This is a genomic window from Clostridium carnis (assembly GCF_054657435.1).
The window spans coordinates 1,610,154-1,631,243 of record NZ_BAAHYS010000001.1; the positions used below are offsets into that span (position 1 = coordinate 1,610,154).

A 21,090-nucleotide genomic window follows, 5' to 3' on the forward strand; every position below is an offset into this window, starting at 1 on the left:
TGGTGTATAATTTATATTAGAGAATAAAGAGTGGGGTGCCCGGCATGCAAGAATTTTTTTCGTTAATAATAAACACAGCAAAAAACATATCAATATGGTCAGTATTAGATATTTTAGTAGTAGCTTATATCTTCTATAAGGGCTATATTTTAATTAAAGAAACAAGAGCTGAACAGCTTTTAAAGGGTATAGTTTTAATAATTGCACTTATACCTATAAGCTATATACTAAAGCTAGAAATGCTTAATTTTATTTTAAACAAAACACTGACAATAGGGGTATTATCAGTAGTTATTATATTCCAACCTGAAATAAGAAGAGCTTTAGAACATTTAGGGAGAAGTGCATTTGAAGAACTTCATAGTATACAAAGTGAAGAAAAAAGAAATATAGCTGTAAATGAAATTGTTACGGCAGTTTCTAATTTAGCGGAAACAAAAACAGGAGCATTAATAGCCATAGAACAGGGGACAGGTCTAGGAGAAGTTCTTAATTCAGGAACAATTTTAGAAGCTAATATTACTGCAAATTTATTAGAAAATTTATTTGTAGTAAATACGCCATTGCATGATGGGGCAACTATAATAAGAAGAGATAAAATCTTAGCAGCTGGTTGTGTACTTCCATTAACAAATAATAATACTATAAATAAAAAGTTAGGTACAAGACATAGAGCAGCAATAGGACTATCAGAAACATCAGATGCATTAATAATTGTAGTATCAGAAGAAACAGGAGTCATTTCATTAGCTATAAATGGTAGACTTACTAGAAACTATGATAAAGAAAAGTTAAGAGTAGTATTATTAAAGATAATGGAAAATAGAGAAAGTAAAAATGTAAAATCAGCTGGGGAGAAGGTGAAGACATGGATAAAAGGGATAAAGGAAAAAGACAAATAATAGTACCTATAATTTGCATTTTAATGTCTATAGGACTATGGTTTTATGTTACAAATGTAGAGAATAAAGTTAGAACTACTGAAATTAATAAAGTTCCAGTTGAGTTAATAAATTTAGAATCATTAGAAGGACATAAGATGGTTTTAGCACCCAAACAACAGTTTTATGTTAATTTGAAATTAGAGGGATATACAAACTATATAAATAAAGTCAAAAAAAGTGATTTTAAGATACAAGTAGATTTAAGTGAGTATGCATTAAAAAAAGGTGAAAATAAGATTCCAGTAACTATTACAGATTATCCAACAGGAGTAAGTATAAAAAATAATAATATGCTTAGCATAAATATAGCATTAGAAGATCTAGTGGAAAAAGAGGTAGAAGTACAGTCAAATATAGCAGTTAGTGCAAGGCAAGGATATTTTGCTGGGCCAGCAGTAATAAATCCTAAGGAAGTTAAGATTTCAGGACCAGAATCAATAATAAGTAAAGTATATGCTGTTGTAGCTAATGGAGAAAGAAAAGATGTATATGAAGATATAATAGAGGATTATAATATAAAGGCAGTTGATAGTGCTGGGAATGCAATCTCAGATGTTATATTTTCGCAAAATTCTGTTAGTGTTAATATAAAGGTTAGTAAGGGGAAAAGTGTGCCATTGAAAGTTAATACTGTGGGTGAATTACAAAATGGAGGAAAGTTAAAAAGTATTGAATCTACTAGAAGATCAGTAGAGTTATTAGGACCTAAGGAGACACTAGATAGTATTAATGAAGTAGAGACATTGCCTGTAGATTTATCTCAAATAAAAGATAGTGGTGAATTAACAGTAGCTATAAAAGTACCTAATGGAGTACATTTATTAGCTGGAGAAGAAACAACAACTGTTAAATTAATATTAGTAAAAACAGTAACTAAAGAGTTTGATGTTAAATTCACAATTCATGGAGTAAATCAAGGATTAATAGTAAAACCTGATAAAGAAATTGTTAAAGTTAAAATAAATGGTTTAGAAGACGAAATAACAAATATAACTGCAGATAATATAAAGGTAGATTTAAATTTAGAAACCTATAAAGACGAAGGTCATTTTGATATAACACCAGTAGTAACTCTTACAGGGTTAAGTCAGAAGTTTACAGTTAACTCAGTAGAAAATATAGGTATTACAGTAACAAAAGAAGTAACCCAAAAGCCAGAGGTTACAAGTACACATTAGTTTAATATTAAAGGCTTAATAAGTAGTTGTGTTTAAAGGATATTATATTTAAAACACGACTACTTTATTAAATTTTTCAATTAATTTAGTTCACAATAATTATTCTTTGTGTTAGAATGAACTACTAGAAAATTAGAATGAAGGTGATGATATGTCAATTAGAATTAATAATATAATTTTACAAATAGATGAAAGCAAAGACTTACTACTTAAGAAGGTTTCTAAAAAATTAAAGGTTTCTGAAAAGGAAATTAAAGATTTAAAAATAATAAAAGAAAGTCTTGATGCAAGAAAGAAAAATGCTATTAAATTTATATATTGTGTTGAAGTTAAGCATAATAGTGAAGAAAAGCTAGTAGCTAAATTAAAAGATAAAGATGTAAAGTTAGAATCAGAAGTTTATGATGCAGAAATAGAAAAAGGTACAAAAGAATTAAAAAATAGACCAGTTGTTGTAGGATTTGGACCAGCAGGTATTTTTTCAGCCTTACTATTAGCCGAAAAAGGTTATAAACCATTGGTGATAGAAAGAGGAGAAGATGTGGATAAAAGAACAAAGACTGTTGATAAGTTTTGGGAAAATGGAGAATTAAATTTAGAGTCTAATGTTCAGTTTGGTGAAGGTGGCGCAGGAGCCTTTTCAGATGGTAAATTAACTACGAGAATTAAAGATACTAGATGTGATTATGTTTTAAGAGAGCTTGTAAAAGCAGGAGCACCAGAAGAAATTACATATATAGGAAAACCACATGTAGGGACTGATTTATTAAAGGAAGTAGTTAAAAATATAAGAGAAAAAATTAAATCCTTAGGTGGGGAAGTATTATTTTCATCTAAACTAGAGGAAATAAAACATGAAGATGGTAAGTTAACGGCTATAGTTGTTAATGGAAGAGAAATTAAATGTGAAAACTTAATATTAGCAATAGGACATAGTTCAAGAGATACATATGAAATGTTACATAAGCTAGGGGTTTATATGGAACCTAAGGCCTTTGCGGTAGGTGTTAGAATAGAACATCCACAAGAGTTAATAAATAAAAGTCAATATGGTGAAGCTCATGAACATCCAAGATTAAAAGCCGCAGAATATAGATTAACATATCAAAGTGAAAAGCTAGGAAGAGCAGTTTATTCATTCTGTATGTGTCCAGGAGGCGTTGTTGTTGCAGCAGCTTCAGAAAGTGAAAGATTAGTTTCTAATGGAATGAGCTATCATGCTAGAGACTTAGAAAATGCTAATTCTGCTTTAGTTGTAACTGTTGGGCCAGATGATTTTGAGGGAGATTCTCCACTTAGAGGAATGGAGTTCCAAAGACATTATGAAAGTTTAGCTTTTAAACTTGGAGGAGGAAACTATAAAGCTCCAATACAACTAGTTGGTGACTTTATGGAAGATAGAATAAGCACTAAGCTAGGAAATGTAAAACCTAGTTATAAACCAGGATTTGAATTTAGAGATTTAAGGGAATGCTTACCTCCTTATGTTATAGAAGCTTTGAAAGAGGGTATAGTTGATTTCGATAGAAAGATAAATGGGTATGGAAGTAATGATGCACTTTTAACAGGAATTGAAACAAGAACATCAGCACCAGTTAGAATAACAAGAAATGAAAACTTAGAAAGTATTTCAGTAGAAGGATTATATCCTTCAGGAGAAGGTGCTGGATTTGCTGGTGGAATTATTTCAGCAGCTGTTGATGGAATAAAAGTAGCTGAAAAAATAATAAGTAAGTATAAACCAATAATTTAATAAAATAAAGCGCGAGAGAATATTCTGAAAACTTAAGTTTTCAGAATATTTTTTGTTACAATATAATATAAGGAAATATTTGTACATTATAGCTTATATTTGTATAATTCTAACATTTAGGAAAAAGGTTAATAACTAAAAATTAATAAAGGAAATATGAGAGGTGCAAGAAAATGAGTAAAAATTTTGATGACTTACTATTAAAGCTTAAAGATTGTAATAAAAAGAAGGTTGCAGTAGCTGTTGCTCAAGATGAGCCAGTTTTAGAAGCAGTAAAAGCAGCTAAAGAAAGAGGAATTGCAGATGCAATACTTGTTGGTAATAAAGATGAAATAATAGAAATAGCAAATAAGATAGATATGGATATTGCACAATTTGAAATAGTTCATGAAGTAGATATAAAGAAAGCAACTATAGAAGCTGTTAAATTAGTTTCAACTGGTAAAGCAGATATGGTTATGAAAGGGTTAGTTGATACAGCTACTTTTCTAAGAAGCGTATTAAATAAGGAAGTTGGATTAAGAACAGGACAATTAATGTCTCACGTAGCAGTGTTTGAAATAGAAGGAATAGATAGACTAATACTATTAACAGATGCAGCATTTAATACTTATCCAGATTTAAAAGCAAAGATACAAATTTTAAATAATTCAGTTGGTGTTGCAAAGGCTTGTGGAATAGAACTTCCAAAGGTAGCTCCAGTATGTGCAGTAGAAGTAGTAAATCCAGATATGCCAGCTACAGTAGATGCATCACTACTTTCAAAGATGAACGATAGAGGTCAAATAAAGGGTTGTTTAGTTGATGGACCACTTGCTTTAGATAATGCATTATCAGAAGAAGCAGCACATCATAAGGGAGTTACAGGACCTGTTGCTGGAAAAGCAGATATATTATTACTTCCAAATATAGAAACAGCAAATGTTATGTATAAAACTTTAACATATACATCAAAATCAAGAAATGGAGGACTTTTAGTAGGAACTTCAGCTCCAGTAATATTAACATCTAGAGCAGACAGTTTTGAAACAAAGGTTAACTCTATAGCACTTGCTGCATTAGTTGCAGAATCAAAAAAGTAATAATTGGAGGGGAATTTATCATGTCTTATAAGCTATTAATAATTAACCCAGGATCAACATCAACAAAAATAGGAGTATATGATGGTGAGAAGAGTATATTAGAAGAAACTCTAAGACATTCATCAGAAGAAATAGGTGCGTACAAAACTATCTACGACCAATTTCAATTTAGAAAAGATATTATTCTTAATGTATTAAAAGAAAAGAACTTTGATATTAATACATTAAATGACGTAGTTGGTAGAGGTGGAATGCTTAAGCCAATGGAAGGTGGAACATATTCAGTTAATGAAAAAATGTTAGAAGATTTAAAAGTTGGAGTTCAAGGTCAACATGCATCAAATTTAGGTGGAATATTAGCAAGTCAAATAGGAAATGAACTAAAAATTCCATCATTTATAGTAGATCCAGTAGTTGTAGATGAATTAGATGATGTTGCAAGAGTTTCAGGGGTTCCAGAATTACCAAGAGTTAGTAAATTCCATGCGTTAAATCAAAAGGCTGTAGCTAAGAGATTTTCTAAAGAAAATGGAAAGTCATATGATGAGTTAAATTTAATTGTAGTTCATATGGGTGGCGGTGTTTCAGTAGGAGCACATAAACATGGAAGAGTAGTAGATGTAAATAATGCATTAGATGGAGATGGACCATTTTCACCAGAAAGAGCAGGTAGTGTACCAGTTGGATCACTTATAAAGATGTGTTTTAGTGGAAAATATACAGAAAAAGAAGTTTATAGTAAGATAGTAGGTAAAGGTGGTTATGTTGCATACCTTAATACAAATGATGCAAGAGATGTATTAAAGCTAGTAGCAGAAGGAAATAAAGATGCTAAGTTATACTATAATGCTTTTATATACCAAGTGTGTAAGGCTATAGGGGAGATGGCTACAGTTTTATGTGGAAAAGTCGATGCTATAGTTACTACAGGTGGTATAGCTTATTCTGATATAATTATAAATGATATAAAAAATAGAGTAGAATGGATAGCACCAATAACTGTATATCCAGGAGAAGATGAACTATTAGCTTTAGCACAAGGAGCAATAAGAGTACTAAGTGGAGAAGAAAAAGCTAAAGAATATAAATAAAGAGAAAAAGTTCCCCTTCCTTATAGAGAATGGGGAATTTTTTATTTTTTTAGGGAATTATATTTATAGACTAATTGTAGATAAGTACGGTATGTTAAGTAATATAAGTTATTTAGTTTAAAAAATAAATAAAAGGAGGGATTAAGCTGAGAACTTCAGTAAATATAAATAATAAGTTAACAATGATTTCAGAAATGAGTAATGACACAATATTTCAAATATTAGAATATGATGATTTAGAAGGTGCTAGTGACTTAAATACCTCTATGCAAATAGATTTTATGAAAAAGTCTAAGGTTAAGCTTAGACAAGTTAGGATAATATTAGATGATAGCGCTGTTAAGATAGAATCAGGTTCACTAAGTTACATGAAAGGTAATATAGAAATAGTGAATAAAACTGGAGGTGTAATAGGGTTAGGCAGAAAGTTCTTCTCAAGTAAAGTTACTGGAGAATCTATGTTTAAGCCGGTGTTAAGAGGAACTGGAGAGGTTTTTCTTGAGCCTACTTTTGGACATTATACTCTTATAGAGCTTGAAGATGAAGAAATAATTGTTGATGATGGATTATTTTATGCTTGTGAAGAAAGTATAGAAGTAGAGCCAATTATGCAAAAGACCGTATCTTCTATAATATTTGGTAATGAAGGTTTGTATCAAACTAAATTAAAGGGAAGTGGTATAGTTTTATTAGAAATACCAGTACCAGAAAAAGAAATATTAAGATGTAAGATGTTTAGAGATACATTAAAGGTTGATGGAAACTTTAGTATATTAAGAACTTCAAATATTACATTTACTGTAGAAAAATCCTCTACTACATTAATAGGAACAGCCTTTAATGGAGAAGGATTATTAAATGTTTATAGAGGAAGTGGAGAAGTTTGGTTAGCACCAACTAAAGCTGTATATAATAAACTTATGGATGGTGGCCTAAAAGATATATCTGATCCAGATGGTGAAAGTGATACAGAAATTTAAATAGTAACAACTACTTTACTACAATACAGTTGTAAACTAGTATGAATGTGGTTATAATTTATTTAAGTTAGAGAAATTAAGAGGTGGTAAAGTGGAAAGCAAGCTTAAAAATGAAGAGCTAGATTTGTTTTTTAAAGCTGTATTAGAGCTTAAAGATATAGAAGAATGTTATAACTTTTTTGAAGATGTAGCGACTATAAATGAATTGAAGGCTCTTGCACAAAGAATACAAGTTGCTAAGATGTTAAAACAAAAAAAAGTATATACAGAAATTGCAGAAAAGACTGGAGCCAGCACAGCAACTATAAGCAGAGTAAATAAATGTTTAAATTACGGTACTGGTGGATATAACCTAATATTAGATAGAATAGATGAAAGTTTAAAAAATAATTAGTTAAATTGTTATTAGTTGTAAAATATATTGAAAAAATATATACTAATAATGTGACATAAGGTATAACTAATAAACCAATAGAAAAAGTGAGGTAAAAAATATGAGTAGAATGTTTGGGACAGATGGAGTAAGAGGTGTTGCAAACACAGAGTTAACTGCTGAATTAGCATATAGTTTAGGAAGAGCAGGAGCATATGTTTTAACAGAAGGTACTCACAAGCCAAAAATATTAGTTGGTAAGGATACAAGAATATCAGGAGATATGCTAGAAGCAGCTTTAGTTGCAGGTATATTATCAGTTGGAGCAGAAGCTGTAATTTTAGGAGTAGTTCCTACACCAGCAGTGGCACATTTAACAAGAGAATATAATGCAGATGCAGGTATTATGATTTCAGCATCACACAATCCAGTAGAATATAATGGAATAAAATTCTTTGATGGAAGAGGATATAAACTACAAGATGAATTAGAAGATGAAATTCAAAGAATTATAGAAACAGGATTTGAAGGAGTTCCTAGTCCAACTGGACATGATTTAGGAAGATCAACAATAGAAGTTGGAGCTCTTGATGAATATATGGACTATGCGATGTCAACTATTCCTGTTGATTTAAAGGGAATTAAAGTAGCTTTAGATTGTGCTAATGGAGCATGCTATAAAGCTGCAGTTAAAGCATTTAGAGAATTAGGTGCTGATGTTTATGTAATAAATGATAATCCAGATGGAACTAACATAAACGAAAATTGTGGATCAACACATCCAGAAGAGCTAATGGATTACGTTGTTAGAAAGAACTGTGATTTAGGTTTTGCTTTTGATGGAGATGCAGATAGATGCTTAGCAGTAGATGAAAAAGGAACTCTTATTAATGGAGATTTTATATTAACTTTATGTGCTAAACATCTTAAAGATATAGGTAAACTTAAGGAAGATACTTTAGTTGTTACTGTAATGAGCAATTTAGGATTAGATATTGCATGTAAAAATGAAGGAATAAATATTATAAAGACTAAAGTTGGAGATAGATATGTCCTAGAAGAAATGATTAAAGATGGATATGTTTTAGGTGGAGAACAATCAGGTCATATTATATTCTTAGATTATAATACTACAGGAGATGGACTTGTTACTGCACTTCAAGTTGCTGCAATTAAAAAAAGAAGTGGAAAAACTTTAAGTGAATTAGCAGGAATAATGAAAGAACTTCCACAAGTTTTAGTTAATGCAAAGGTTCCAAATAATAAGAAAAACATATATTTAGAAGATAAAGAAATAGTTGAAGCTATAGAAAAAATAGAAGCATCATTAAATGGTGTAGGAAGAGTACTGATAAGACCATCAGGTACAGAACCTTTAGTAAGAGTTATGCTAGAAGGAGAAAACCAAGAAGAAATAGATAAAATGGCTCATAGTTTAGTGGATTTAATACTAAGCAAAATTTAATTTTATAGATATTAAATAATTTATATAAAGAGGTTATTTTGTATATACTAATGCAAAATAACCTTTTTTTATTCTAAAAAGTAAATAATACAATGATAAAGGATATAGCATAAAAATAATATAGAAATAAAAAAGTGAAATTAAGTTTAACAATTTAATAAAAAATAAACTTTAAAAGTAATAAAAAGTTAAAATTATAAAAGAAGAAAAGCATATAAAAATTAAATTGGAAAAAATTTAAAAAAATTCTTGACACTGGTAAAATAAAGAAGTAAAATCTTAACAATAACAAAACTTAATATGTCCTTAGAAATTTAAATAAATGCTAAGACGGAGACAGTTATAATAGAAAAAAAGCTACAGAGAGTCCATGGTTGGTGTGAATGGATGCTTTACTATAATAAGTATCACTCCAGAGCAGTATACTGAAAGTGCTAATAAGTATAAGTAAGTCATAACCGGTATGCCCCGTTATAAGCAAGGGTTTGTTGGAACCTAGTGATGATGTATAATTAAGGCGAAATTTAATGCTACCTTATTGATTCATATCATTAATGGTGGTTTTTTTTACAATTTTTTAAGGGGGGCTAATTTATGGAAAGACATGTGTTATCTGTATTAGTTAGAAATTCATCAGGGGTGTTAACTAGAGTATCAGGTCTTTTTGCAAGGAGAGGATTTAATATTGATAGTCTAACTGTTGGTAGAACAGAAAATCCTAATATTTCAAGAATGACAATAGGTCTTATGGGGAATGAAGATATTTTAGAGCAATTTACAAAACAGCTTAATAAGCTAGAAGATGTTCTGAGAGTTTTTGAATTAAAATCAGAATATTCAGTTTATAGAGAACTTGTTTTAATAAAGGTTAAAGCAACACCAGAAAATAGAGCTTCAATAAATGAGGTAGTAAAGATATTTAGAAGCAAGATAATAGACGTAGCATCAAATACTTTAACAATTGAGCTAACTGGTGATGATAGTAAAATAAATGCACTTATAAAGTTAATGGAGGGATATGAAATTCAAGAAATAGTTAGAACTGGTGTAACTGCCCTTGAAAGAGGCGATAATGATATAACTAACTATGGGGAATATTTTAATTAGTTAATAAGAGGTGGGGCAATGAGCAATAAAAAAGTAGAAGTTTTTGATTCTACCTTAAGAGATGGGGCACAAGGAGAAGATATTTCTTTTTCTTTAGAAGATAAGCTTAAGATTGTAAAAGCTTTAGATGATATTGGGGTAGATTATATAGAAGCAGGAAATCCAGGATCAAATCCAAAAGATATGGAATTTTTTAAAAGGGCTAAATTAATAAATTTAAAACATTCTAAATTAGCAGCTTTTGGGGCAACACGAAGAGCTAATATAGATGCAAATAAAGATGAAAATTTAAAAAAATTATTAAAAGCAGAAACAGAGGTAGTAGTTATATTTGGAAAGTCATGGGACGTACAGGTTGAAAATATTATAAAAACTTCACTAGAAGAAAATTTAAATATGATAAGAGATTCAATAAAATTTCTTAGAGAAAATAGTAAAGAAGTAATATTTGATGCAGAACATTTTTTTGATGGATATAAAGAAAATAATGTTTATGCACTTGAAACTTTAAAGGTGGCAAGGGAAGCCGGGGCAAGGGTTATTGTATTATGTGATACGAATGGAAGTATACTTCCATCTGAAATAGAAGATATAACAAAAGATGTTATAGAAAAAGTAGGAGGAATAATAGGAGTACATTGTCATAATGATATAGGCTTAGCTGTAGCTAATTCAATAATATCAGTAGAGGCAGGAGTAAGACATATACAAGGAACATTTATTGGATTTGGAGAAAGATGTGGAAATGCAAATCTCTCAACAATAATACCAACTTTAAAGTTAAAAATGAATTATGAAATTATAGATGATGAGCATTTATTAGAACTTACTAAAACAGCAAGATTTATTTCTGAAATATCAAATATTCCATTATCATATGATATGCCTTATGTTGGAGCTTCGGCATTTGCACATAAAGGTGGAATGCATATAGATGCTGTTTGTAAGGAGTCAAAGTCATATGAACATATTGAACCAGAAAAGATTGGAAATAGCAGAAGATTTTTAATTTCTGAAGTAAGTGGGAAAAGTACAATTTTAAAAGAAATACAAAAGGTATTTCCCAATATAACAAAGGAAAGTAAAGAAGTAAAAGACATAACAAATAGATTAAAAGAATTAGAGTATGAGGGATATAAGTTTGAGGGTGCAGAAGGTACCATAGAGCTACTAATGAGAAAAATAATGGGGAAATATAAACCATTTTTTAAACTCAATCACTTTAAAACTATGGGAGAACAACCATCAAGTAATGGTGATTTTAGTTCAACAGCCCTTATCAATATAACTGTAGATGGAAAAAATAAAATGACAGCAGCAGAGGGAGACGGTCCAGTTAATGCACTAGATAAGGCCTTAAGGGAAGCGTTAGAATCTTTTTATCCAAAGTTAAAAGATGTAAGGCTTGTAGATTATAAAGTAAGGGTTTTAGACTCAGAAAGTGCAACTGGAGCTAAAGTAAGAGTTTTAATAGAATCAACAGATGGAGTAGAGAGCTGGAGTACAGTTGGGGTATCAAGAGATGTAATTCAAGCAAGCTGGATTGCGTTAGTAGATTCTATTGAATATAAATTAATAAAAGATATAGAAAGAGAAGTAAAAACATATTTTTAAAGGGGGCTATAAAAAATGACAATGACAATGACACAAAAAATATTATCTGCACATGCAGGCTTAGAAAGTGTGAAAGCAGGACAGCTGATAGAGGCAAATTTAGATTTAGTGTTAGGAAATGATATAACATCTCCTGTAGCTATAAAAGAATTTGAAAAGTTTGGGGTAAAAGATGTTTTTAATAAAGAAAAAATAGCAATTGTACCTGATCACTTTACACCAAATAAAGATATAAAGGCTGCAGAGCAATGTAAGTTTATTAGAGAGTTTTCAAGAGAAAAAGAAATTAAGAACTTTTTTGAAATAGGTGAAATGGGAATAGAGCATTGTTTATTACCTGAAAAGGGGCTAGTTGTAGCTGGTGATGTTGTAATTGGAGCAGATTCACATACTTGTACTTATGGGGCATTAGGTGCATTTTCCACAGGAATAGGATCAACAGATATGGCAGCTGGAATGGCTACAGGAAAGTGTTGGTTTAAAGTACCAGCAGCCTTAAAGTTTGTACTGAAAAATAAACCAGCTAAATGGGTAAGTGGTAAAGATATAATTTTACACATAATAGGCATGATAGGAGTTGATGGGGCTTTATATAAATCTATGGAATTTTTCGGAGATGGACTAGCTTATCTTTCAATGGATGATAGATTTACTATGTCTAATATGGCTATAGAAGCTGGTGGTAAAAATGGAATTTTTCCAGTAGATGATAAAACTATAGAATATTTAAAAGAACATACAGAAAGGCAATGGAAAGTATATGAAGCCGACGAAGATGCTGAATATGAAAATGTATATGAAATAGATTTAAGCACATTAAGACCTACAGTTTCATTTCCACATTTACCTGATAATACAAGAACTATTGATGAAGTTGGAGAGGTTTTAGTAGATCAAGTAGTTATAGGTTCATGTACTAATGGTAGAATATCTGATTTAAGAATAACAAGAGATATTCTTAAAGGTAAAAAAGTTAAAAAGGGAGTTAGATGTATTGTATTCCCAGGAACTCAAAAAATTTATCTTCAAGCCTTAGAGGAAGGAATATTAAAGGATTTAATTGAAGCAGGTGCAATTGTTTCAACTCCTACATGTGGACCATGTTTAGGAGGACATATGGGAATATTAGCAAAAGGAGAAAAGGCAATATCAACTACAAATAGAAACTTTGTAGGTAGAATGGGACACGTTGAGTCGGAAGTTTACTTATCAAGTCCAGCAGTTGCAGCTGCTTCAGCATTAACAGGAAAAATAACAAATCCAGAGGTAATTTAGAAAGGAGATAAATCAATGAAGGTAAGAGGAAAAGTTTTTAAATATGGAGATAACGTAGATACAGATGTAATAATTCCAGCAAGATACTTAAATACTTCAGATCCAAAGGAGTTAGCAGCACACTGCATGGAAGATATAGATTTAGATTTTGTAAAAAAAGTAAGTGATGGAGATATTATAGTTGCAAATAAAAATTTTGGTTGTGGGTCATCTAGGGAACATGCTCCAATAGCTATAAAAGAAAGTGGAGTAAGTTGTGTTATAGCATCAACATTTGCAAGAATATTTTATAGAAATGCAATAAATATAGGATTACCTATTATTGAATGTAATGAGGCGGTAAAGGCGATAAATTCAGGTGATGAATTAGAAGTAGAATTTTCAACTGGGGTAATAAAAAATATAACAAAGAATGAAGAATATAAGGGAGAGGGATTTCCTGAATTTATGCAAAAAATAATAAATAATAATGGGTTAATTGGATATATAAAAAATAATAAATAAAGTTATATACTGACAATTAAATAAGGGGGCTTTTAAAAATGAATTTTAATATTGCAGTTATTCCAGGAGATGGAATAGGACCAGAAGTAATAGAAGAAACAGTTAAGGTTTTAAATAAAATAGGTGAAAAATATAATCATAGTTTTAAATATGAATATTTATTAGCTGGTGGATGTGCTATAGATGAAAAAGGTACACCACTTCCAGAGGAAACATTAGAAAAATGTAAAAAGTCAGATTCTGTTTTATTAGGTGCAGTTGGTGGACCTAAATGGGATGATCCTAATGCAAAAATAAGGCCAGAACAAGCTCTTTTAGGTTTAAGAGGAGAATTAAATCTTTATTGTAATTTAAGACCAGCTATTTTATATGCACCTTTAAAAAATGCATCTCCACTTAAAGATAGCATAATAGGAGATGGAATAGATATTTGTGTAGTAAGAGAACTTACTGGTGGTATTTATTTTGGTGAAAGAGGAAGAGAAGAAAATAATGGTGTAGCTTCAGCTTATGATACAGAAAAGTATAATGTAGAAGAAGTTAGAAGAATTGCTAAAATCGCTTTTGAAACAGCAATGAAAAGAAATAAAAAAATAACTAGTGTAGATAAAGCAAATATACTAGAAAGCTCTAGATTATGGAGAGCTGTTGTAGAAGAAGTGGCAAAGGACTATAAAGAAGTTGAATTAAATCATATGTATGTTGATAATGCTGCAATGCAACTTGTAAAAGATCCAAAACAGTTTGATGTAATAGTTACTTCAAATATGTTTGGAGATATATTATCAGATGAAGCTAGTATGGTAACAGGTTCAATAGGAATGCTTCCATCAGCATCTCTTGGAGAGGGAAAAATAGGAATGTATGAACCAATACATGGAAGTGCACCAGATATAGCTGGAAAAGGAGTTGCAAATCCATTAGCCACAATTCTTTCATCAGCAATGATGCTTAGATATAGCTTTGGCTTAGAAAATGAAGCAAATTCAATTGAAAATGCAGTATTAGGAGTTTTAGAAGAAGGCTATAGAACAGGGGATATAATGAGTGAAGGTATGAAGTTTATTGGAACTAAAGAAATGGGGAAATTAGTTTTAGATAAAATTTAAATTAAAGAGGAGGTGAAATGTATGAGAAGTGATGTAGTAAAAAAGGGACCATCGAGGGCACCTCATAGATCACTATTTAAAGCATCTGGATTAACAGATGAAGAAATAAAGAAACCATTAATTGGAGTTGTAACATCACAAAATGATATAATTCCAGGTCATGTAAATTTAGATAAAATTGTTGAAGGTGTAAAAAAAGGAATACTACTTTCTGGTGGCACCCCTTTGGTATTCCCAACAATAGGTGTATGTGATGGTATTGCCATGGGGCATGAGGGAATGAGGTATTCATTAGCAACAAGAGAACTTATAGCAGACACAATAGAGTGTATGACTAAGGCTCATGGATTTGATGCTTTAGTATTAATACCTAATTGCGATAAAATTGTTCCAGGAATGATAATGGCAGCGCTGAGATTAAATATACCGGCAATACTTGTAAGTGGAGGGCCAATGCTTGCAGGAAAATTTAAAGATAAAGCAGTATCTCTTTCAACTATGTTTGAAGCAGTTGGTGCCTTTGAAAATGGTGCTATGCTAGAGGGTGACTTATGTGATTTAGAAAATAAAGCCTGTCCAACTTGCGGTTCATGTTCAGGTATGTTTACTGCAAACTCAATGAATTGTTTATCAGAAGTTTTAGGACTAGCATTACCGGGTAATGGAACTATACCAGCTGTATATTCAGAGAGGATAAGACTTTCTAAATATGCAGGTATGGCCATAATGGAATTATTAAAAAATGATATTAGACCTAGAGATATAGTCAATGAAAGATCAATAAAAAATGCTTTAACTGTTGATATGGCATTAGGATGTTCAACAAATAGCGTTCTTCATTTAACAGCAATAGCAAATGAAGCTAAAGTTGAAATGAATTTAGATATTATAAATGAAGTATCAGCTAAGACACCTAATTTATGTAAGCTTGCACCAGCATCAGAAACTCATATTGAAGATTTATATTGGGCAGGTGGAATTCAAGCTGTTATAAAAGAATTATCAAAGAAAAACTTAATAGATTTAGGCTGTATAACATCAACTTGTAAAACTCAAGAAGAAAATATAAAAAATGCAAAAGTTTTAGATTATGAAGTTATTAAAAATATAGACACTCCATATAGTAAAACTGGCGGAATTCAAGTTTTAAAAGGTAATCTAGCAAAGGATGGAGCTGTTGTTAAAAAGTCAGCAGTACTACCTGAAATGATGAAACATGAAGGGCCAGCAAGGGTATTTAATTCAGAAGAAGAGGCAATAGAAGCCATATTATCAAAGAAAATAGTTAAAGGTGATGTTGTAATAATAAGATACGAAGGGCCTAAGGGTGGACCAGGTATGAGAGAGATGTTAGCACCAACATCAGCAATTGCAGGTATGGGGCTAGATAAATATGTGGCATTAATTACAGATGGGAGATTTAGTGGGGCAACAAAAGGGGCGGCTATAGGCCATGTTTCTCCAGAGGCAGCAGAAGGTGGAGTAATTGCATTAGTAGAAGAAGGAGATAAAATATCCATAGATATAATAGAAGGAAAACTAGATATATTAGTAGATAATGAGGTTTTAGAGAATCGTAGAAAAAATTTAAAACTTCAAGAACCTAAGGTTAAAGAGGGATATTTATCAAGGTATGCAAAACTTGTTAGCTCTGCAAGTACAGGTGCTGTTTATAAGTAATAAAAATTCTAAAATTTAATAAAAAGGGGGGCTAGTATGTTATTAACAGGTGCAGAGATATTAATAAAATCTCTTATTGATGAAGGGGTAGATACTATATTTGGATATCCAGGTGGAGCTGTATTAAATATTTATGATGAACTATATAAGTATAGAGAAGAAGTAAATCATATTTTAACCTGTCATGAGCAGGGGGCAGCTCATGCTGCAGATGGATATGCAAGAGCTACAGGAAAAGTTGGAGTTTGCTTAGCAACTTCAGGACCGGGAGCAACAAATTTAGTAACTGGAATTGCAACAGCATATATGGACTCAATACCTTTAGTTGCTATTACAGGAAATGTTCCAAAATCATTACTTGGAAAAGATAGTTTTCAAGAAGTAGATATAGCAGGGATAACTATGCCAATTACAAAGCATAATTATATAGTTAAAGATGTGAATGATTTACAAAGGATAATAAGAGAAGCCTTTTATATAGCTAAAGAAGGAAGACCAGGACCTGTATTAATAGACATACCAAAGGATATAACTATTTTAAAGGCTAAATATGCAAAATTAGAGCCAAAGGATATAGAGAGAAGAAGTAAACATATTACAGTTGAATCATTAGAAAAAGCTGTAGCTATGATTAATGAAGCTGAAAGACCATTAATTTATGCAGGTGGAGGAGTTAATTTATCAGGGGCAACTAATGAACTTATAGAGTTTGCAGAAAAGATAAATTCACCTGTTGCAAACTCTTTAATGTGTACATCAGCATTTCCATATGAGCATTATTTATCTACGGGAATGATTGGAATGCATGGAAGTAAGGCATCAAATTTATTGGCATCTAAGTGTGATTTATTAATAACTTTAGGAGCTAGATTTAGTGACAGAGTTATTAGTAACCAAAATCATATTAAAAATGCGAGAATAATACAATTAGATATAGATCCAGCAGAAATAAATAAAAATATTAAGGTAGATGCATTTATAATTGGGGATTTAAAAAGATCATTAGAAAGAATAATTCCATTAGTGGAGAAAAAAAATAATGATAAATGGATAGAAAAAATGAATAGTTTAAAAGAACTTAAAAAAGAGGATAAATGTAGTGAAGGAGAACTTACTCCAGAGTATTTATTTAAAATTTTAAGTGAACTTGATAATGGAGATTTTATAATTACTACAGAGGTAGGCCAACATCAAATGTGGGCAGCACAACATTTTAATTATAGAACACCGAGAACATTTATTTCATCAGGTGGACTTGGAACAATGGGCTTTGGATTAGGAGCATCAATAGGAGCCCAAATTGGTAAAAAAGATAAGCGAGTATTTAATATTGCAGGTGATGGTAGCTTTGGCATGAATTGCAATGAGTTAGCAACGGCAGTAAAAAATAATTTACCACTAATAATAATAGTAATGAATAATAATGCATTAGGGATGGTTAGGCAATGGCAAGACTTTTTCTATGAAGCAAGATATTCAGCAACTACATTAGATAGGGCAACTGATTTTGTAAAATTGGCAGAAGCATTTGGTGCAAAAGGATTAAGAGTTAATAAAAAACAAGAGTTAAAAAGTATTTTAAAAGAAGCTCTAATAACTGATGGACCAGTTGTAATAGATTATATAATTCATAATGATAAAAAGGTATTTCCTATGGTTGCACCTGGTGCACCAATTAATGAAATAATAAGTGAAGAAGATCTAAATAATTAGGGGGTTAGACAAATGGCAAAAATGTATTATGAAAAGGACACAAATTTAGAATTATTAAAGGGAAAGAAGGTAGCAATAGTCGGTTATGGTAGCCAAGGACATGCTCATGCATTAAATTTACATGAGAGTGGGGTAGATGTGGTAGTTGGTCTTTATGAAGGAAGTAAATCTTGGGATAAAGCAAAGAGTGCGGGCCTTGAAGTAGCAACAGTTGCAGAAGCTTCAAAAGCAGCAGATATTATAATGATATTACTACCAGATGAAAAACAGGCAGCTGTATATAAATCAGAAATAGCACCAAATTTAGAAGCTGGAAATGCTTTAGTATTTGCACATGGATTTAATATTCATTATGGACAAATAGTTCCACCAACAGATGTAGATGTATTTATGTGTGCACCAAAAGGACCAGGACATATGGTAAGAAGAACGTATACAGAAGGTTCAGGAGTACCATGTTTAATAGCTGTTTACCAAAATGCTACAGGAGTAGCTAAAGATTTAGCATTAGCTTATTCAAATGGAGTAGGAGGTGCAAGAGCAGGCGTACTAGAAACTACATTTAAAGATGAAACAGAAACAGATTTATTTGGAGAACAAGCAGTTTTATGTGGTGGATGTACAGCTCTAATAAAAGCAGGTTTTGAAACTTTAGTAGAAGCGGGATATGCTCCAGAAAATGCTTATTTTGAATGCTTACATGAAATGAAGTTAATAGTAGATTTGCTTTATCAAGGTGGAATGAGTATGATGAGATATTCTATTTCTGATACTGCAGAATACGGTGATTATATGATAGGAAATAGAATAGTTACAGAAGAAACTAAGAAGGAAATGAAAAAAGTCCTATCAGAAATTCAAGATGGTACTTTTGCTAGGAACTGGCTAATGGAGAATATGGTTGGAAGACCAAACTTCAATGCAGTTAGAAGAAATGAAGCAGAACATCCAATTGAAAAAGTTGGTAAGGAATTAAGAGAAATGATGAGTTGGATAGACACAAAGAAATTAGACTAATGAAAAAGGAGCGATAAACGCTCCTTTTTTATTACCATCCACCTGAGGATCCGCCTCCATTTGATGATCCACCACCAAATCCGCCAAAACCACCACCAGAACCTCCTGATCCTCCTCTAGGTCCATTACGTCTATTTAAGTTGCTCCAAAATATAAGTTGAAGCATTGTAGATGAAACTCTACCACCATTAAAAATTACATCAAGAAATAATGATAGTATCAATATTCCAGATATAATTGCTATTCCAATATTAGATGTACTATTAGAACTGTTATCAGGCAATACTATATTTAATGATTTATCTAATTTAACTCCATATTCATTGCCAATATAGTCACAGAAGGTACTATAAGAATTAATAAGACCTTCACCATAGTTATTATTTATAAAACTTGGTTTAGCAAGGGTTGTCATAACTCTATTACTTAGTGCATCAGGAATAGCTCCTTCAAGTCCACGACCAACCTCAACTCTCCATGCTCTATCTTCTATAGCTAAAAGTATTAAAAGCCCATTATCCTTACTCTTTTGACCTATTCCCCAACTTCTAAATAATTTAATTGCATACTCTTCAATTGGAACATTATTAGTGGTGTTAATTATAACAATAACAGCTTGAGCTCCAGTTTTATCCTCTAATTCTTTACCGATAGATACTATTTTTTTTGTATCAGTATCATTTATAACACCAACATAGTCATTTAAGTATTTATAGTTTGTTGGGGAAGGTAGTGAATCAGATGCAGATACAGGAAAATAAAAAAACAATATTAATATAAAAAGAGAAGATAGAAATATTTTTAAATATTTATTTTTAAAAGACATTTTATCTAGAGAAGTCTACAGAAGGAACATTTTGGGCTCCTTCACTTGCTTTATAAAGTGGTTTTTCTTGAAATCCAAATAAAGATGCCATCATATTAGTAGGAAATTTTCTTCTCTTATTATTATATTGAGTTACAGCAGTATTGTAATCTTGTCTAGCAACTGCAATTCTATTTTCAGTGCCTTCTAACTGAATAGATAAGTCTCTAAAGTTTTCATTAGACTTTAAGTCAGGATACCTTTCAACTACAACAAGCAACCTAGATAATGCATTAGAAAGCTCATTATCTGCATTTGCTTGATCAGAAACATTAGTAGCGCCAGCTAGTTTACTTCTTGCATTGGCTATGTCTGTAAAAATATCTTTTTCTTGAGTGGCATAACCTTTAACAGTATTAACTAAGTTAGGTATTAAGTCAGATCTTCTTTGAAGCTGAGTATCAATATTTGAGGAAGCTGTATTTACATTTTGTTCTAGGGAAACTAAGCTATTATATCCACCTATTATTGGTAGAGCTAAAACTAAAATAATAGCTAATACAATTAGAGTTATCTTTAAACCTTTCTTCATAATAATAAATCTCCTTTCATGTTTTTATTATTATATGTAAATTTTACAAATAATATATGATAAAATAATTATTTTGTAATTTTACGTACAATATAGAAAAATAAAAAAGATAATATGAAAAGTAATTAAAGTTGTTTATAATAATATTTATGACCTTTATTAAATAAAGAGGGAGAATAACGTAATGAAAAATAAAATATTTAAATTAATAAGATTATTTTTAGGGTTTATACTTTGTGCTAGTTCAACAGTTTTAATGTTAAATTCTAATTTAGGATTATCACCATGGGATGTATTTCATCAAGGTATATCCAGAGTAACAAACATTACTATTGGACAAGCTAGTATAGCAGTAGGTATTGTATTTGTAATTTTAGGAATGATATTAGGACAAAAACTAGGTATAGGTACAATTCTAAATATGATAATTGTGGGACAGTTTATGGATTTAATTATAGAAATGAACATTATTCCAGTTGCAAGTACTGTTATAGGTGGAATTTTTATGATGATAATTGGTATGCTTGTTATGGGAATAGGATGCTATTTATATATAGGATGTGGATTGGGCTGTGGGCCGAGAGATGGTGTTATGATAGGGATTAGCTAAAAATTAAATAAGCCAATAAAATATGTAAGGGCAAGTATAGAAATAACAGTTTTAATACTTGGATATATACTAGGTGGAAAAATTGGAGTTGCAACATTAATAAGCGCTATAGGGTTAGGTTATAGTATACAATTAATATTTAAAATATGTAAATTTGATGTAGTAAAAGTTAAACATAAGTCTTTAGTAGAAAGTATA

The 21,090-nt window shown here is 30.9% G+C and carries 19 protein-coding genes; 17 read left to right on the top strand and 2 right to left on the bottom strand.

Features of this window, described 5'->3' with window-relative positions; genetic code table 11:
• Window positions 1–44: 44 nt before the first annotated feature.
• The 16 genes from cdaA to ilvC all read left to right on the top strand — a co-directional run bounded on the left by cdaA (window position 45) and on the right by ilvC (window position 18,885).
• Window positions 45–902: a diadenylate cyclase CdaA gene (gene cdaA, locus ACYQ1T_RS07700; protein WP_459833617.1), complete on the top strand. Its 858-nt coding sequence runs from the start codon at window positions 45–47 to the stop codon at window positions 900–902.
• The gene (locus ACYQ1T_RS07705) at window positions 869–2,122 is read left to right on the top strand and encodes a CdaR family protein (RefSeq protein ID WP_459833620.1); all 1,254 of its coding nucleotides are present in this window, start codon (window positions 869–871) and stop codon (window positions 2,120–2,122) included. Before cdaA ends, ACYQ1T_RS07705 begins: the two co-directional genes overlap by 34 nt.
• A gap of 151 nt (window positions 2,123–2,273) precedes the next feature.
• Window positions 2,274–3,875, top strand: coding sequence for an NAD(P)/FAD-dependent oxidoreductase (locus ACYQ1T_RS07710; RefSeq protein WP_459833622.1), 1,602 nt, complete (start codon window positions 2,274–2,276; stop codon window positions 3,873–3,875).
• Between the two features lie 173 nt (window positions 3,876–4,048).
• Window positions 4,049–4,957 carry a phosphate butyryltransferase gene (gene ptb / locus ACYQ1T_RS07715; protein WP_459833624.1) on the top strand — a complete coding sequence of 303 codons (909 nt, stop codon included), beginning with the start codon at window positions 4,049–4,051 and terminating at the stop codon, window positions 4,955–4,957.
• A 20-nt stretch (window positions 4,958–4,977) separates the two neighbouring features.
• On the top strand, window positions 4,978–6,048 hold the full coding sequence (gene buk / locus ACYQ1T_RS07720) for a butyrate kinase (RefSeq protein WP_459833627.1): 1,071 nt from the start codon (window positions 4,978–4,980) through the stop codon (window positions 6,046–6,048).
• A gap of 146 nt (window positions 6,049–6,194) precedes the next feature.
• Complete coding sequence (locus ACYQ1T_RS07725) at window positions 6,195–7,028, top strand: AIM24 family protein (protein ID WP_459836488.1); 834 nt, start codon at window positions 6,195–6,197, stop codon at window positions 7,026–7,028.
• Window positions 7,029–7,119: 91 nt separating this feature from the next.
• On the top strand, window positions 7,120–7,422 hold the full coding sequence (locus ACYQ1T_RS07730) for a YerC/YecD family TrpR-related protein (protein WP_459833629.1): 303 nt from the start codon (window positions 7,120–7,122) through the stop codon (window positions 7,420–7,422).
• Window positions 7,423–7,522: 100 nt separating this feature from the next.
• The gene (gene glmM, locus ACYQ1T_RS07735; protein WP_459833632.1) at window positions 7,523–8,866 is read left to right on the top strand and encodes a phosphoglucosamine mutase; all 1,344 of its coding nucleotides are present in this window, start codon (window positions 7,523–7,525) and stop codon (window positions 8,864–8,866) included.
• 594 nt (window positions 8,867–9,460) lie between these two features.
• Window positions 9,461–9,973: an acetolactate synthase small subunit gene (ilvN, locus tag ACYQ1T_RS07740; RefSeq protein WP_459833634.1), complete on the top strand. Its 513-nt coding sequence runs from the start codon at window positions 9,461–9,463 to the stop codon at window positions 9,971–9,973.
• A gap of 18 nt (window positions 9,974–9,991) precedes the next feature.
• Window positions 9,992–11,587: a citramalate synthase gene (gene cimA, locus ACYQ1T_RS07745; RefSeq protein ID WP_459833636.1), complete on the top strand. Its 1,596-nt coding sequence runs from the start codon at window positions 9,992–9,994 to the stop codon at window positions 11,585–11,587.
• A 15-nt stretch (window positions 11,588–11,602) separates the two neighbouring features.
• The gene (gene leuC, locus ACYQ1T_RS07750) at window positions 11,603–12,862 is read left to right on the top strand and encodes a 3-isopropylmalate dehydratase large subunit (RefSeq protein WP_459833638.1); all 1,260 of its coding nucleotides are present in this window, start codon (window positions 11,603–11,605) and stop codon (window positions 12,860–12,862) included.
• 15 nt (window positions 12,863–12,877) lie between these two features.
• Complete coding sequence (gene leuD, locus ACYQ1T_RS07755) at window positions 12,878–13,366, top strand: 3-isopropylmalate dehydratase small subunit (protein WP_459833640.1); 489 nt, start codon at window positions 12,878–12,880, stop codon at window positions 13,364–13,366.
• Window positions 13,367–13,404: 38 nt separating this feature from the next.
• The gene (gene leuB, locus ACYQ1T_RS07760) at window positions 13,405–14,475 is read left to right on the top strand and encodes a 3-isopropylmalate dehydrogenase (RefSeq protein WP_459833643.1); all 1,071 of its coding nucleotides are present in this window, start codon (window positions 13,405–13,407) and stop codon (window positions 14,473–14,475) included.
• Window positions 14,476–14,496: 21 nt separating this feature from the next.
• Window positions 14,497–16,155, top strand: a complete 1,659-nt coding sequence (gene ilvD / locus ACYQ1T_RS07765; RefSeq protein ID WP_459833646.1) for a dihydroxy-acid dehydratase — start codon at window positions 14,497–14,499, stop codon at window positions 16,153–16,155.
• Between the two features lie 36 nt (window positions 16,156–16,191).
• Window positions 16,192–17,868, top strand: coding sequence for a biosynthetic-type acetolactate synthase large subunit (ilvB, locus tag ACYQ1T_RS07770; RefSeq protein WP_459833649.1), 1,677 nt, complete (start codon window positions 16,192–16,194; stop codon window positions 17,866–17,868).
• Between the two features lie 12 nt (window positions 17,869–17,880).
• A complete protein-coding gene (ilvC, locus tag ACYQ1T_RS07775) occupies window positions 17,881–18,885 on the top strand; it encodes a ketol-acid reductoisomerase (RefSeq protein ID WP_459833652.1) in 1,005 nt (334 codons plus the stop codon).
• Window positions 18,886–18,916: 31 nt separating this feature from the next.
• On the opposite strand, the gene ACYQ1T_RS07780 is transcribed toward ilvC, so the two are convergent.
• Together ACYQ1T_RS07780 and ACYQ1T_RS07785 are read right to left on the bottom strand one after the other, a co-directional pair.
• Complete coding sequence (locus ACYQ1T_RS07780; RefSeq protein ID WP_459833654.1) at window positions 18,917–19,711, bottom strand: TPM domain-containing protein; 795 nt, start codon at window positions 19,709–19,711, stop codon at window positions 18,917–18,919.
• A gap of 1 nt (window position 19,712) precedes the next feature.
• The gene (locus ACYQ1T_RS07785; RefSeq protein WP_459833656.1) at window positions 19,713–20,282 is read right to left on the bottom strand and encodes a LemA family protein; all 570 of its coding nucleotides are present in this window, start codon (window positions 20,280–20,282) and stop codon (window positions 19,713–19,715) included.
• A gap of 184 nt (window positions 20,283–20,466) precedes the next feature.
• Between ACYQ1T_RS07785 and ACYQ1T_RS07790 the strand changes: the two genes are divergently transcribed.
• On the top strand, window positions 20,467–20,892 hold the full coding sequence (locus ACYQ1T_RS07790; protein ID WP_459833659.1) for a YczE/YyaS/YitT family protein: 426 nt from the start codon (window positions 20,467–20,469) through the stop codon (window positions 20,890–20,892).
• The last annotated feature ends 198 nt before the right edge of the window (window positions 20,893–21,090 follow it).